This is a genomic window from Mesorhizobium sp. Cs1299R1N1 (assembly GCF_037179655.1).
Taxonomy (GTDB): Bacteria; Pseudomonadota; Alphaproteobacteria; order Rhizobiales; family Rhizobiaceae; genus Mesorhizobium; species Mesorhizobium salmacidum.
Genome location: NZ_JAPYKR010000009.1, coordinates 16116 through 31144 on the forward strand (window position 1 = coordinate 16116; position 15029 = coordinate 31144).

Here is a 15029-nt window from a genome sequence, read left to right on the forward strand (position 1 = left end):
ACAATCCACTTAGCCATGGATTTGCCCGGGTTGATGCTGCCCTCCCTCACCTTCGCAGAAGAAAGACTGCTGCTGCGCTTGGCCGATCCGGAGGCCGCGGCGGTCGAGGACAATTTGTCGGCGAAGGCACTGTCGGCGCTGCTCGACAATGCCGAATTCCACGGCGTCCTGCCGATTATGCTGCGCAAGCTCAGGGAGCGCGGCGGCGCGCGCCTGCCTGAAGATCCAGGCCTGCAATCCAAGCTGGACGATCTGCGCCAGAAGGCGACGATCGCCACCGGCCAGTCGATGCTGCTGCAGTATCATGGCGACCGCATCATGAAGGGGATGGCGGCGGAAAGCATTCCGGCGCGGATCGTCAAGGGACCGGTCTTCGCGCGAAAACTCTACCGCAACATTTCCGACCGGCCGTTCACCGACATCGACATCCTCGTCGAGCCCGCCAATCTTGCGCGGGCAAACCAGGTGATCGCGGCGTCAGGCTTCGAGCTTGGCAGCAACGAAGCCGAATCCTACCAGCTGCAGGAGTTCAAATGGCTGGAAAAGGAGAACGCCAGCCTGCTGGTCGAGCTGCATGGCGACCTTGTGCACGATACCGGCATGCGGCGGCGCCTGTCCCTGGGCTTTCGCGAGCTGGGCATCATTGACGGCGAGGCGACGGACACGCCGGCAGCCCTTTTGACGATCGCCATCGTGCATGCTGCAGGGGGGCATAAATTCCACCGGCTGCAGCTTTGTGTCGACGCGCTGCAAGGCGTACGGGCGCTACAGTCGCTGAAAGCAGAGCAACGTCTGCTCGATGCCGCCCGCATGACCGGCATCGAACTCGAACTGGCGATCGTGCTCAACGTGACCGGCCAGTTGTTCGACGAACCGCATGCGCTCGAACTGGCCGGACGGATCAAGCCCGACCTGTCGATACGGCTGGCCAAAAAGCTGATCACGACGAACACGCTGCTCAGGGTCAATTCCCGGGAGAAGATCGGCTCGCGCCTGCGTCGCGATGCGTTCCGCTGGATCCAGCGGCTGGCCAAGGCCAGGCCATACGCGGCTTGAAGTGGCCGTCAGTCCCGTGACTTCAATGTGGCGCTTATCAGCGCCGCCGCATCGGCCGGACGCGCGCCCACTTCCAGGGTGAAGGTCGGCACCGAGGAGACCAGCTTGCCGATCGTCGCCAGTCGGCGCTTCTGCAGCGGCAGCAGGCCGGTCATGCCGGTGCGGACATTGTCCATCGCCAGCGCCACCATCGCGTCGGTCCGGGCCATGGGCGCGAGCCGGGTTTCTTCGTCGGCCGATCGCGCGAGGTGCAGGAGTGCTGCTACCGGACGGGCGGTCGGGTTTTCGATTTTTACGATCCCGCCCAGCTTTTCCAGCGAAACAGCCTGTTCGCCGTTACGGTCCCAGGACGGCCCGAGACATGGCGCCACAAGCGGGATCATCCGCGCTGTCTTCTCATGGATCTTGATGTGGCGGGGCAAACCCCAGGCAACAGGCGTGGCGGAAGCGACATTCAGGATCATGGCATCGTCGGAGCACAGGCCGAATCCTTGCGTTGCCAAGGCCAGCGATGTGGTGGTCTTGCCGGTACCGCTTGGGGCATGGACCAGCACGACGGCGTCGCGGCCCGGCAGCGTCAGGCCCGCAGTGTGCAGCATATGTTGGCCGCCGGCATCAAGTGCAGCGTCCAGCATCAGCATCGAAGGCGTCCAGGCGGCCTTGCTGTCGGGCACGATGCGGAGTCGAGCCCAGCCCTTCTCGTTGATCTCGACGGTCTGGCGTCCTGGCAGGACCAGATGGACGCTGGCGCCGTCCGTGATCATCCGGCAGTAGCCGTCGTCCAGGATCTCCCCGTCGAAGACCAGGGATCCGGCGGGTGTCTCGTCCAATGCTTCCGCCTCGACGATGTCGAGATGAAAATCCGCTTCGGTCGAACCTTCGACGCGCAGGCTGGCGAGCATCCTGTCGAAGTCCCGCCATAGCTCGGCACGGTCGGCCGAAATGCCGAGGACATGGCCGTTGAGATCATAGAAGGCGCAAGGTCTGGTCAAGCGGCGCGCACTTTCGAGGCGCGGTCATGGTGGCGATAGATCTCGACCATGCCGGGAAGGCTGTCGCTGACCACCGGCCTGCCGTCGAGGCAGACCCAGCAATGCGCCGACAGCCGTGACGCCTGCAGCGACTTCGGATCGACGCCGAAGCGCAACTCCGGATCGAAGCCGGCAAGGCGCAGGAAACGATGGCCGAGCAGTCCTTCCCGCAGGCATCTGCGGTCGCGCATCAGCCAGGGACGGCGCACGGCACGGTTGACGCGGGCGACAATGTAGGCGGCTGGCAAGCCGCGATAGGGCGTCCGCGAGGCGAGCGGCGCCCATTTCAGCACCTCCTCGAAGCTGCGGTTGGCAATGAGGACCGGCATCAGCCGCGCGCTTGCCCAGAGATGGCAGCGGAACAAGGCGCGCAGGAGGGGACTGTCCGCCATCAAGCAGCCCTTCAGCTATCAAGCCCTGGAGCGGCGAGGATGCCTTCCGAGACCAGATCGGTCGCCAGCGCCGCCATGTCCTCGTCAAGCGTGTCCTTGTCGACCTCGAACTCCTCGCAAAGCAGGCCGACGATCTGGCCGAGGCTGCGCGCGCCATCCACCTTGTCGAGAAAAGCTTCGGTCGTGCCGTTGCAGGTATAGAGCTGGCCGCTGCGCGCCAAAAGCACGACCGCGCCGTCGCCGACATGCTGAACCGAGGCATCGTCCGCCAGCCGCAGAACCGTTCCAGAGGCAATTTCCATCACGACCCCCAAAAGCCATGCAAAACCCCGAAATGAGATAGCGCGGTGGTGGGGCGCTGTCTATCGGCCGTCCGGGGGATGGCCCGCGCAGCTCTGTGTTTGCGACAAGCTCTTGTCAGGCCGCAACGTTCATCCACGACCGAAATCGTCCCAGAAATAGTCGCCGGAATGACGTGCCAGGCGAGTGCGTTGACCGGCAAGACCGTTGCTTTTCTTCCCTTGGGTAAGGTAAGAACTCCCCGGGACTTGGGGAGATAAGCGTATGCGTTACAATTGGGAGCGGGCTCCAACGACTTTCGAACGTCATCGAAAAGCTCTTGCGACAGCCATTTTGATCTTCGGCGGTGTCGGCCTCATGCTGGTGGCCTTGCCGATCTAGTGCAATCCACATTTGTCTAGCGAATCCGGGTCGTTAGACGGCTATCGATGGATCGCTCAGCGGAGCTTTCCGGTCACGGCGATGAAGCGGCGATCACGCCCTTCAAAGCCCTGGCTGAAGCGCTGCACCAGCACGACGATCACCGCCGGCTTGCCAGCAGGTGTGTATTCATAGGATTCCGACAGGCTGTAGGAGCTCGGGCAGTTCCTCGAGCCCGGCACGGCCTTGTCCTCATGCAAGGTCCTGAAAGGCTTGCCGTCCTGGCCTTGCAGCGTCAGCCGGAACCCGAGCGCCTTGCCCGATGAGTCGCCTTGCTGGGTGTCATCGAAGCTCGCCGAACAATCGGCCGTGCTGCCGGCCAGAAGCTGTTCCAACTGGATCGTCGAAACCCCGGTTTCGTCATAGAGCGGCGAAAGCCATTTCTGTGACACCTGCTCAAGGCGGGGAATGTCGTTGTAGGCGACCATCTCACCGGGAAAGGTGAACTTGTCGGAAGCCGTCTGCTTGCCGCGCGATGCGATGGCATATTTGGCAAGGGTGGGTCCTGCCTTGGCGGTCGCTTGCGCCCTTGCCTGATCGAGGCTCAGCGTCGACTCCTCGGATTCGTCGACGATCAGGATCGGCTTGCCGCCGACGAACTCGTCGGTTCTGATATCGATGATATCGATCTCGGAATAGCCGGAGGCCGAGGCACCGGCGTCGAGCGTTCCGTATTGTTCGAAGGCGAAATAGACGCCATCGGGCGAGAAGCCGATGATGCGCCGTGCCGCGGCATCTCCGGCATGGGCGGTCCCGGCTGAAACCGCCAGTGCCACGCTAATTGCCAGCCCAATCGCCGGCCTTGCCGCGATAGACCACCGATGGTGCATTCGTTCACCCCCCTCTATAGCCGCCACTTCACGACACCGCGCGTGTCAGGTCAAGACGCGGCCGACTGAGACGAAAATGCAGGGAGACATCGCCCGAAGAAACAACATAGGCTATTGCCGAGGACCGCAAATCGTTCCTGGGGAGGTTACGGATGGCTTCACGCTATCACGAGGTCTATGACGGCTGGAAACGCGACCCGGAAAAATTCTGGGCGGAGGCGGCCGAGGCCATCGACTGGTATTCGCCCTGGGACAAGGTGTTCGATGCCGCCGCCGGCGTCTATGGCCGCTGGTTCACCGGCGCGACCTGCAACACCTGCTACAACGCCCTTGACCGGCATGTCGCCGGCGGGCGGGCCGACCAGATCGCACTGATCCATGACAGCGCCATCACCGGAACGGTGAAGAAGTTCACCTATGCCGAGTTGAAACGCGAAGTGGTGGCGCTGACCTCCGTGCTCAAGAACCGCGGCGTCGGCAAAGGCGACCGCGTCATCATCTACATGCCGATGGTGGCCGAAGCGGCCATCGCCATGCTCGCCTGCGCCCGCATCGGCGCCGTGCATTCGGTCGTGTTCGGCGGCTTTGCCTCGCATGAGCTTGCCACCCGCATCGACGACGCAAAACCGAAACTGATCATCTCGGCTTCCTGCGGCCTGGAGCCGGGCCGGGTGGTCGCCTATAAGCCGCTGCTCGACAACGCGATCGAGATGTCCCGCCACAAGCCGGACGCCTGCCTGATCCTGCAGCGCGACCAGTTGCGCTGCGATTTGAAGGACCATTTCGACATCGACTATGCCGACGCCGTCGCCCGCGAACGGGCGGCCGGCGCCAATGTCGACTGCGTGCCGGTGCTGGCGACCGACCCGCTCTACATCATCTACACCTCGGGCACGACCGGCCAGCCCAAGGGCATCGTGCGCGACAATGGCGGCCACATGGTCGCGCTGAAATGGACGATGGACAATGAGTTCGGCGTCAAGCCGGGAGAAGTGTTCTGGGCGGCGTCCGACGTCGGCTGGGTGGTCGGCCATTCCTACATTGTCTACGGACCGCTGCTGCATGGCTGCACCAGCGTGCTGTTCGAAGGCAAGCCGATCGGCACGCCCGATGCCGGCACCTACTGGCGCGTCATCGCGGAACACGGCGTGGTCGCGTTGTTCACCGCGCCGACCGCCTTCCGCGCCATCAAGGGGCAGGACCCCAAGGGCGAGTTCGTGCCGAAATACGATTTGTCCAAATTCCGCACGCTGTTCCTCGCCGGCGAGCGCGCCGACCCCGAAACCATCAAATGGGCGGAGCAGAAGCTCAACGTGCCGGTGATCGACCATTGGTGGCAGACCGAGACCGGCTCGCCGATGACGATCAACCCCGCCGGGCTCGGCCTATTGCCGGTGAAATACGGCTCGCCCGGTGTGCCGATGCCGGGCTACGACATCCGCGTGCTCGACGATGCCGGCGATGAGGTGCCGCGCGGCACACTGGGCAACGTTGTGGTCAAGCTGCCGCTTCCGGCGGGCTGCCTGCCGACGCTGTGGAACGCCGATGCCCGCTTCCGCCAGGCCTATCTCGATGAGTTCCCCGGCTTCTACAAGACGGCCGATGCCGGCATGATCGACGAGGACGGCTATCTCTACGTGATGGCCCGCACCGACGACATCATCAACGTCGCCGGGCATCGGCTGTCGACCGGCGCGATGGAAGAAGTGCTGGCCGCCCATCCCGACGTCGCCGAATGCGCCGTCGTCGGCATCGCCGATGCGATGAAGGGCCAGATTCCGCTGGGCTTCGTGGTGCTGAACGCCGGTGTCGCGCGCGAAGGCGGCGCCATCGAGAAGGAGGTCGTCGCGCTGGTGCGCGAGCGTATCGGCCCGGTCGCCGCCTTCAAGACCGTGGTGACCATCAAGCGGCTGCCCAAGACGCGGTCCGGCAAGATCCTGCGTGGCACCATGCAGAAGATCGCCGACAAGGAAGCGTGGACGATGCCGGCGACCATCGACGACCCCGCCATTCTCGAGGAAATCACGGCGGCGCTGAAGGCGCGTGGCATCGGCGTGTAGGGAGCATTGCCGGCCGCAGGGCGGGACGGCTGAAACTTTGCGCAATCTCGAAATGAGAGCGGCGGCCTATCTCAGGCCGCTGTCTTCGGCCGCACTTCCGACTTGTCGAGATAGTAGCTCGAGTACTTGTCGAAGAATTTCTCCGACGCGCCGAACGTTCCGTATTTGGCCAGCTTCTTCAGATCGACCTTGTTCAGCACCGCGCCGACGATCTTGTTGGCGACATAGGGTTCGGATTCCAGCATCGAGCGCACCATGGCGCGCGGCGTGCGGCCCCATTCGGCGACCAGAACGAAGCCGTCGACGAGCGGCGCGAAGGCCTTGGCGTCGACCACCGGCCCCAGCGGCGGCAGATCGACGACGATGTATTCGAACGTCTCCTTGGCGTTCTCGATGAAGCGCCGCATGCCGGCCGAGGAGAGAAGCTCGCTGGTGTGCGAGAAATGCCCACGCGACACCGCCGGAATGATCGCCAGCTTGGTCTGCCTGTCGATCTTGCCGACGGACTGCCAGGTTTGGCCGCTCACCACGGCTTCCATCAACCCTTGCTCGGCTTCCATGCCGAGGCTGCGGCTGAGGCCCGGATTGCGCAGGTCGCCGTCGATGAGCAGCGTCCTGGCGCCGTTGGCGGCGAGCAGACCGGCGAGATTGGCCGCGACCGTCGACTTGCCTTCGCCGGGCAGCACCGAGACCACGCCGATGACGCGGCTGGCTTGCCCTTCCATGACGACATCGAAAGCGATCTTGGCGCTGCGCAGCGTTTCGGAGAACATCGACGCCGGAGCGTCGATGCTCACCCGCATTCGCGCGCGCCTTTCAATGGCGGCCGGCGATCTGGCGACCTTGAGATCGGGCTCGTCCGGTTTGTCTTCCTTCGTCGGTTTGCTGCCGATGGTGGGCAGGTAACCGAGGAATTTGAGGCCAACGCGGTCGCGCACCTCCTCGCCGGTCCTGAAGAACCGCTCGTTGAATTCGTTCAGCCCGCCGAAGCCGGCGCCCATCAGAACGCCGAGCACCAGCGAAAGGCCGAGCACGATGACGGTGCGCGGGCTCGAGGCGGCAAGCGGCGTCGACGCATCCGAGATGATGCGGATCTTGCCGACCGGGAAGGATTGCTGCTGCGCGGCTTCCTCGTAGCGGCCGAGGAACGTCTGGTAGAGTGTGGTCAGCGCCGTCGCCTTCTGGTCGAGGTCGCGCAGCTTCACCTGCGACTGGTTGTCGATGGAGCTCTTGCCTTGCGCGGCGGCGACATTGGCCCTGAGCGCGGTCTCGCGCGCCAGCGCCACCTCATACTCGTTGCGATAGTTTTGGGTCAGCTGCTTCAGTTCGCCGAAGATCTGCGCCGATATGTCGGCCTTCTCCTTGGCGAGCGCCACCGCCTGCGGATGCTGCGGGCCGAAATTCGCCTCCACATCCTGCTGCCGCTTGGCGACGGTGAGGTAGCGCGTCTTCAGCGCCGCGATGACTGCGCTGCTTGGCTGGTCGCTGGATATGGCGGCGTCCTTGAAAGCGTTGTCCGAACCGCTGTCGACGATCGACTTGTATTGCTGGTAGCGGGCGCTGGCACGTGCCGTGTCGGCCTGCGCCACGATGAGCTGGGCGTTCAGGTCGGCGAGCTGCTTGTCGCTCATCAGCTGACCGTCGCTGTTGGCGGACAGGCCATGTTCGGCCCTGAATTTCTCGACCGCCAGCGATGCCTGCTGCGAGCTCTCGCGCAGTTCGGTCAGCCGGCCCTGCAGCCAGACCGCCGCGCGCTCGGTGGCGTCGAAGCTGGCATCGAGCTGATCGGCGAGATAGGCGTCGGCATAGGCCTTGGTGATGGCTTTCGCCAAACCCGGATCCGTCGCTTGATAGCCAAGCGCGATGACGTAGCTTCGCCCGACGCGATCGGCCCGGATCTCGTTCTGCAGCTTGAGGATGGCATAGTCGCGTCGCGACGTGGCGATCAGCGCATCGCGCGCGGCGGGGTCGAGCTTGGAGATATCGCCGGCGCCTGGCGTGGACTGGCTCGGATGGACATACTGGATCAGACCGCGGATCATGCCGACGCCCTGGGCAAGCGCCGACTGTGGCGGGTTCATGAACGCGTCGTTCTGGTCGAGCTTGAGCTTGTCGACGACCACGGCGGCGAGCCGGGTCGAGGTCAGGATCTCGATCTGGCTCAGGATGGCCGAATCGGTCTGCATGGTTGTCGATGTCGCCGAGATGTCGTCGACGATCTTGTTCAGGCCCTCGTCGATCAGCACGCTGGAGACCGACACAAATTTTGGCGGCGTCGTCTGCAGATAGAGCAAGCCCAGGAAAAGACCGATGATGGCGCACACGCCAACCACCTTGGCCTGCCGTGCGGCCATGCCAAGCAGCCGCTCGATATCGATGAAGTCGTCGCCGTCTCCTGCGTCCGAATTCGGCAATGGCATCCTCTTGTCGAGAGGAAAATTGGCATAATTCATCTTCGGTCCAATTCTGGCTTGTCTCGCTCGCGGGCCCCAGAAAGATCGGGAGCATTGGCGGACGCGACACACGCTTGGTGCCGGACAGCGAGGAGCCGACCGGCCCCCCCGCCGTCAGCCATCCGACAATGCTCCCGAAAGATGGGCATTATGCGGCTTCTTCCTGGCGTTCATGCGTCCGGACGAACTCCCGGAGCATCTCGAAAACCGGGCCCTTCATGTCGTCGCGCGCCAGCGCGAAGGCGATATTGGCCTGGATGAACCCTTCCTTGGAACCGCAGTCGAACATGCGGCCCTTGAAAGGCTGGGCAAAGAATGGCTGCTCCTGCGACAGGCGGACCATGGCGTCGGTCAGCTGGATCTCATTGCCGGCGCCGCGTTGCTGGTTGCCCAGAAGCTGGAAGATCTCGGGCTGCAGGATATAGCGGCCGTTGATGTAGAAGTTCGACGGCGCATTGGCTGGCGCCGGCTTTTCGACCATGGCGGTCACCTCGAAGCCGCCGCCAATGTCGGCGCCACGGCCGACGATGCCATATTTGTTGGTCTCGGTCGGATCGCAGCGCTCGACGGCGATGACGTTGCCGCCGGTCTCGGCATAGAGATCGGTGATCTCGGCCAGGCATCCGCGCCCTCCGAAGGAGACCATGTCAGGCAAAAGCAGGGCGAAGGGCTCGTTGCCGATGACCTCGCGCGCGCACCAGACGGCATGGCCGAGGCCTTGCGGCGATTGCTGGCGGATGAAGGAGGTGGCGCCGGCCACCGGAAGCAGGCTTTCCAGCGACTGCAATTGCGCCTTCTTGCCGGTCTGCTCCAGGGTCCCGATCAATTCCGGATGGAGGTCGAAATAGTCCTCGATGACCGCCTTGTTGCGGCCCGTCACGAACACGATGTGCTCGATGCCGGCCTCGAAGGCCTCGTCCACCGCATATTGCACGACGGGCCTGTCGACTACGGGAAGCATTTCCTTCGGCATCGACTTGGTCGCCGGCAGGAACCTTGTCCCAAGCCCCGCCACCGGTATCACGGCCTTCCTGATTTTCTTCATCGCAAATTCCTTCTGAGGAGATCGACTTCAGTCCATTCACAGGCCACGAAAATCCCTCCATGTGCCTGCATCTTCACCTCCCCACCCCAACGGCAAACTGTGCCGCTACTCTTCGCAACCGCACGGCGATCGGCATGCCCATATGCCCGACCGCCGCCGGGTCGCTGAGCGCAGTCCGGATCGCCTTGAGCGGGGACCGCGCCTTGATGTGCTGAACCATCGCCAGGAACGAGGCTGCCTTGCGCAGGCTGCGGCCGCGCCGGGCGAACGCTGCCTGGGCAGCCTCATCCATCTGGTGGGTTTGAGCGAATACCGCATCTGCTTTGCGCATCGCTTCGACATGATGAAGCTCGAGCACACGGGAGATGGAGCCGCTGCGAATATGATAGGCATAGCCGATAGTAGGCTCGACCACGCATCTGCCGCCCTTGGCCAGGGCGTCGGCAAACAGGATGTAGTCCTCGCCGATCCTCAGTTTCTCATCATAGCGCAGCCGGTTTTCGTCGAGGAAACTGCGCAGGAAGATCGGCTTGAGGTAGCCGAAATTGAATTTCGATTCGAAGACGACGTTGCCGGCGATGTAGGTGGCGAGCGTTATCTCGCGCAGATCTTCCAGATACTGGTGCGGGAACATCGCGTCCTCGACCACACCGTCCTCACGGACGACCTGGAGATTGTCGACGGCGATCTCGGCGTCCGCCTTTTCGGCGCGGCCTATCATGGCGGCGATGCGGCCGGGAAAGACGGCGTCGTCGGAATCGAGAACCGCGATCCATCTGCCGCGCGCGGCGTCGAGCCCGGCATTCCTGGCCCCGCCGGGGCCTTTGTTCTTTTCGAGCGCCACGACGCGTACGATGTGCTCGGGATAGGCTCGCGCCACATCGAGTGTGCCGTCACGCGATTTGTCGTCGACGACGATGATTTCGAGGCTGACACCCTGCTGGGCGATGGCGCTGGCGATCGCCCGATCAAGGGTTGCCTCGGCGTTGAAGGCCGCAATCACAAAAGAAACATCGGGGACAAAGGTACCATCAGGCTGCATGCTTGCCCCCTTCCCCTGGTGAAGGCTGGCCGTAGAGGCGCAGTTCGCGCACACCGACAAGGCCGCTGACGACGCCGACATGCATGATGCCGCGCAGTACGCTGCGGTTCCTGCGAATCGGGCTGGCGGCAACCGGAAGTGCGGCGGCGAAGCAATAAGCGGCCTTTGCCGCGGCAAGGCCGGCCTGCTTCACCCGCGCGATGCCGCTGGCATTGCGGCCCAGGAGATGGCCGTGCGTCTGGCCGACCCGGAAACGGCGGCGGCTGAGCCAGTCGAACGCGGCTCTGGCCCTCGGCACCGCCTCGTCCACCCATGCTCCCGGCGCAAAGGCGATCCGGCCGCCTGCCTTGTGCATCTGGTCGAAGAATTCGGTGTCCTCACCGCCGGTCTGGCCGCGCGCCAGACTGAAGCGGCGGTCGCGCAGGCTGTCCGATCGCATGCGCAGCAGGACGTTGCAGGTGTAGCCGGTGCGGATTTCGCCGCGCACGCGAACCGGCAAGGTGGAATGGAAATCGCCGCGGCGCATCCAGTCCGGCGCATCCGGGCGATAGAGCGCGCGCACCGGGCCGAGAACCGCGGCGGCACCGCTCTGTTCAGCCATCGCCACCAGTTCGGCGAGCCAGTGGGCGGTGGCGGTCTCATCGTCGTCGATGAAGGCCAGGAAATCCGCCTCGCTGGCGTCGAGGCAAGCGTTGCGGGCAATCGAGATGTTGCGCGCCGGGCAATGCCGGTAGCGGACCGGCAGCTTCAATTCCTGCGACAGCGCCGTCACCAACGCCCTGGCGCTTGGCATGTCGTCATTATCGGCGACGATGACGCCGACCTCGAAGCCGTCAGGCATTGCAAGCGCGGCGAGCGAGCGCAGCGTGTCGGCCAGTTCCGGCCGCCGGAACGTGCACACGCCGACGTCGATGCTGCGGTTCCTGGCCCCAACCGCCATCACGCCGCCCTCCGCCACGCGCCGAGGCCGAGAAGCTGCAGCCAGAAGCCGACGGACCAGCCGAAATGCATGACCATCGCCGAGACGCCGGCAAGCGCGATATCGGCATTGCGCTGACTGATGGCCGTCACCAGGCCGTAGCCCAGGCACACCGCCACCCACAGCAACAGCGGCAGCGCGGCAATCCAGTGCACGAAGGAGAAGACCGCCAACAGAACCACCGGGAAGACCGCCAACGGCACCATCTGCCGAACCTTCGGGATCACCCGGTGTTTCAGCACATTCTTGGCCCGGCCACGGCCATAGCCGAGGTACTGGAAATAGAGGCCGCGCAGCGAAGTACGCGGATAGTAGACCATCTGCGTCCTGCCGCTCATCCAGATCCTGTAGCCGGCGTGCCTCAGCCGATAGTCGAGTTCCGCATCCTCGTTGTGGCTGAACGTCTCGTCATAGCCGCCGACGGCCTGGAAGGCCGATATCCGCATCAGCGCGTGATGGCCGTGGTCGACCCACTCGCCGGCGGAGAGGTGGCGATGCTTGGAGCCGCCGGTGCCGAGCTTGGAATTCTGCGCCGCCGCCGCCGCCTTCTGCACGGTGCCGCTGCCGCTGGTCAGCATCGAAACCACCACCGAATCGGCGCCGGTGGCCTGCGCCTCCTCGACCAGCCGGTCGCAATAGTCGTCGGGATAACCGCCATGGGCATCGATGCGGATCAGATATTGCGCGCCCTCGCCGAATTTGGACACCGCCAGGTTGATCGCGGCACTCTGGATGCGCCTTTCATTGTGAAGCAGGATGATGCGCGGATCGTTCTTCTGGCGCTCACCGACAATTGCCAGCGTACCGTCGGTGCTGCCGCCATCGGCAACGAGGATCCGCGCGCCAAGCCGTTCCGCCGCCGGGCAGAGCTGGTCGAGCAGTGCACCGATATGAGTTGCCTCGTTGAGGCACGGGATCACGATCAGGCTGGCGGCAGGCGCTTGCGTCATCGGGCGATGTTTCTCCTAGGCCAAAACTTCGGTTGTGAAAGGCTCGCGCCCGATGGTCAGTCGGCGAAGTTTCTCGACCAGGGCGCTGCAGTCGCCGCGATCGTAGCTCCACATCCTCGGATTGTGGGCCAGCACGCGCGCCTTGAGCCTGCCGAAGCGGTGTTGTTCCATCCTGCCAAGTGCTGCTTCCAGCGCCTCGGGCGTGGCCTGCGGCAACAAAACGCCGATATCGCGATGCCGCAGGAACCGTCCGGTCTCGGTGTTGTCCATCGAGATCGGCACCGCGCCGAAGCGGCAGCCTTCATAAAGGCGGTTGGGCAGCAGCCATTCGGAGTTCTGTCCCTCCTCGAAGAAATCGATCGCCCAGGAGAAATGGACGTCCTGATAGATCGCCGCCATGTCCTCCGGGTTGCGATACGGCCCGCGAAACGACAGGTAAGATTCGGCATCGACGAAGGCATGGAAATCCGGGAATTCGGAAAGTGCCGGGCGGCCGCGCAGCACGATCTCGAACCGGCCCTCCATACGGCGCGTGAAGCCGGCCAAAAGTTCGAGCGAGCGGCGGCACCGAAGCGCCCCGAACCAGCCGATACGCCATGGCGGCGCGCCAGGTCCTTCCACCGCCTCGCGTTCGCCAGGCAGAACAGCGCGTTCGCCAGGCAGAACAGCCGCCGCCTCGAAATACTTGTTCTCGACCAGTTCCACCGGTGCCGCGACCTGGCGGAAGGGTTTGAAATAATTGGCGATGAAGGCGGGCGAACTGGTCACCAGCAGCTTCACGTCCCGCGCCAGATGGCGCTCGGTGGCGCGCAGCGCCTTGCCCAGGACATCGTCGCGGAGCACCAGGCGATGAATGTCAAGGCATTCATAGACGATCGGGACCGCGGCGCCGAAAGCCGACCTTGCCCGGCGCGCCAACGCCAGCATTTCCAGGTTGCGCGCGATGATGATGTCGGGCTTCGGCATGCCCTTGAGCTTCGAACCTATTGAAACTGCTGTTTTCGCCACGGCCGTCAGACGCTGCGCGAATCGGCCGTCACGCGTCGCGCCAAGGTCGACCGGCCGCAATCCTTCGATATCGGCAACCGGGGTGGCGGTACGGCGGAAGCCAGCCAGGGTGACCTGGGCGCCACCTGTCCGGAGCATCGTGATCCGCCGGCGAACCGCCGGATCGGAAACATCGTGTACAAGGTACAAGACATGCAGCATGAAAACTCGACCGCTGTTTGACCCACCCGAGGGGAGCCTAGTACAGCTCTTGCTGCATCGCAACATTTTTGCTGCGGCGTAGCAAAAATCGACCCGGCGCGTTGATCAAGGCGAATGCCCGGCAGTCAGGAGAACCACTCGCTCTGAATAGATTTATTACGTTATTTCAAAGGCTTGCCAGATCGGGACGCTTCCCTTGGGGAGTCAGGCCGCGGAAAACCATCGACTGGCGATAAATTTGTCCACAGTGCATATTGCGCTGCAGCATAAAATGCGTGGATCGAGACGAAGCAGGATGGCGCCCTACGGATTGGCCGAGCCCCGAGCCAAATTCGGTTTCTTGAATAGGTACTTAAGCCACATTTTGATAATGTCTCGATACCTGATGTTCTCTTTTCGCATGACCTCCCCGGCGAATCCCGACCGGAGCAGGTGCTTCCAATAAAGCCACGCAAACGGGTGCCACTCTCCAGCCTTCCACGGCTTAACGCTCTCCGTAAAGTGGATGATTTTCGGCACGGTGTGCCTATCTCTCGACATCACGCGCCATGCGGCTAGATCATCATACATAAACTCTCTCTGGAAATTCCAAGTCGCATCCACCTGCTTCCACTTACCCCACAACACGACATTCAGGGCGTCCTGATCGGCATATTCAAACTTGGATGGATGCTCCAGCAACAGATTCAATGCACCTCTCAGAATTCCGTCAATACGAGCGCGCTGCATGTCAAATACCATCATCCCCGCGTTAAAATATTGACCGGGGAGGGCCAAATTATACTTCTGCGCGAACGCTTCGATATTTATACCAGGATCAGGAACAGCCGCACAAACACAGTCACCCAACTCACATTGCCAAAGCTCTTTCAGGCTGCCCGTTACAACCATATCGATATCCAGGTATATGAGACGGGATATCGATTCATCCAGAACCTCGTCCATGATAAGACGCAAATATGTAGCGCGGCTTATTTGCAGAAGAGGAGGCAATGTCAGAGCGTCGTGGCCGACAATTGAATACCAGCGAACCTCCATTCCTCTCAATTCTGCCGATATTAATTTTTGCAAATCTTCACTTATGGCGTCATGTATAATATGCACCGTGAAGGTGTCATCACGGTCAGAATTTGATTGGACTGATTTCAATAGTGTAACCAGATGCGGCACATAGTTTGTGTCGGACACGCATACTATGTTGATATTTTCATCAACAGAATTCCTCATCACCGCTCCTTAAAATCAAAAAAAGCCGTTCTGGT

General features: G+C 62.8%; 13 protein-coding genes. 2 read left to right on the top strand and 11 right to left on the bottom strand.

The genetic code is table 11. The annotated features are described in order from the left end of the window. Positions 1–33 precede the first annotated feature (33 nt). Positions 34–1056, top strand: a complete 1023-nt coding sequence (locus O7A70_RS20050; RefSeq protein WP_337141931.1) for a nucleotidyltransferase family protein — start codon at positions 34–36, stop codon at positions 1054–1056. An 8-nt stretch (positions 1057–1064) separates the two neighbouring features. Here the strand turns inward: O7A70_RS20050 and O7A70_RS20055 are convergent, their stop codons facing one another. The 4 genes from O7A70_RS20055 to O7A70_RS20070 all read right to left on the bottom strand — a co-directional run bounded on the left by O7A70_RS20055 (position 1065) and on the right by O7A70_RS20070 (position 4029). Beyond that, positions 1065–2048: a serine kinase gene (locus O7A70_RS20055; RefSeq protein WP_337141932.1), complete on the bottom strand. Its 984-nt coding sequence runs from the start codon at positions 2046–2048 to the stop codon at positions 1065–1067. Further along, complete coding sequence (locus O7A70_RS20060) at positions 2045–2479, bottom strand: lasso peptide biosynthesis B2 protein (protein ID WP_337141933.1); 435 nt, start codon at positions 2477–2479, stop codon at positions 2045–2047. The genes O7A70_RS20055 and O7A70_RS20060 overlap by 4 nt, the downstream gene beginning before the upstream one ends. A gap of 11 nt (positions 2480–2490) precedes the next feature. Then, on the bottom strand, positions 2491–2781 hold the full coding sequence (locus tag O7A70_RS20065; RefSeq protein WP_337141934.1) for a PqqD family protein: 291 nt from the start codon (positions 2779–2781) through the stop codon (positions 2491–2493). 435 nt (positions 2782–3216) lie between these two features. Next, positions 3217–4029, bottom strand: coding sequence for a DUF2259 domain-containing protein (locus O7A70_RS20070; RefSeq protein ID WP_337141935.1), 813 nt, complete (start codon positions 4027–4029; stop codon positions 3217–3219). Between the two features lie 152 nt (positions 4030–4181). On the opposite strand from O7A70_RS20070, the gene O7A70_RS20075 reads away from it, so the two are divergent. Continuing rightward, positions 4182–6089 carry a propionyl-CoA synthetase gene (locus tag O7A70_RS20075; protein ID WP_337141936.1) on the top strand — a complete coding sequence of 636 codons (1908 nt, stop codon included), beginning with the start codon at positions 4182–4184 and terminating at the stop codon, positions 6087–6089. Between the two features lie 71 nt (positions 6090–6160). On the opposite strand, the gene O7A70_RS20080 is transcribed toward O7A70_RS20075, so the two are convergent. The 7 genes from O7A70_RS20080 to O7A70_RS20110 form a co-directional block, all read right to left on the bottom strand. Next, complete coding sequence (locus O7A70_RS20080) at positions 6161–8542, bottom strand: polysaccharide biosynthesis tyrosine autokinase (protein WP_337141937.1); 2382 nt, start codon at positions 8540–8542, stop codon at positions 6161–6163. A gap of 148 nt (positions 8543–8690) precedes the next feature. Then, complete coding sequence (locus tag O7A70_RS20085; protein ID WP_140746177.1) at positions 8691–9587, bottom strand: UTP--glucose-1-phosphate uridylyltransferase; 897 nt, start codon at positions 9585–9587, stop codon at positions 8691–8693. Positions 9588–9660: 73 nt separating this feature from the next. Then, positions 9661–10629 carry a glycosyltransferase family 2 protein gene (locus O7A70_RS20090; RefSeq protein ID WP_337141938.1) on the bottom strand — a complete coding sequence of 323 codons (969 nt, stop codon included), beginning with the start codon at positions 10627–10629 and terminating at the stop codon, positions 9661–9663. After that, a complete protein-coding gene (locus O7A70_RS20095) occupies positions 10619–11569 on the bottom strand; it encodes a glycosyltransferase (protein WP_337141939.1) in 951 nt (316 codons plus the stop codon). Before O7A70_RS20095 ends, O7A70_RS20090 begins: the two co-directional genes overlap by 11 nt. Further along, a complete protein-coding gene (locus tag O7A70_RS20100) occupies positions 11569–12558 on the bottom strand; it encodes a glycosyltransferase family 2 protein (protein ID WP_337141940.1) in 990 nt (329 codons plus the stop codon). Before O7A70_RS20100 ends, O7A70_RS20095 begins: the two co-directional genes overlap by 1 nt. 15 nt (positions 12559–12573) lie before the next feature. Continuing rightward, positions 12574–13767 carry a glycosyl transferase family 1 gene (locus O7A70_RS20105; protein WP_337141942.1) on the bottom strand — a complete coding sequence of 398 codons (1194 nt, stop codon included), beginning with the start codon at positions 13765–13767 and terminating at the stop codon, positions 12574–12576. A gap of 303 nt (positions 13768–14070) precedes the next feature. Further along, positions 14071–14994, bottom strand: coding sequence for a glycosyltransferase family 8 protein (locus tag O7A70_RS20110; protein WP_337141944.1), 924 nt, complete (start codon positions 14992–14994; stop codon positions 14071–14073). Positions 14995–15029: the final 35 nt, after the last annotated feature.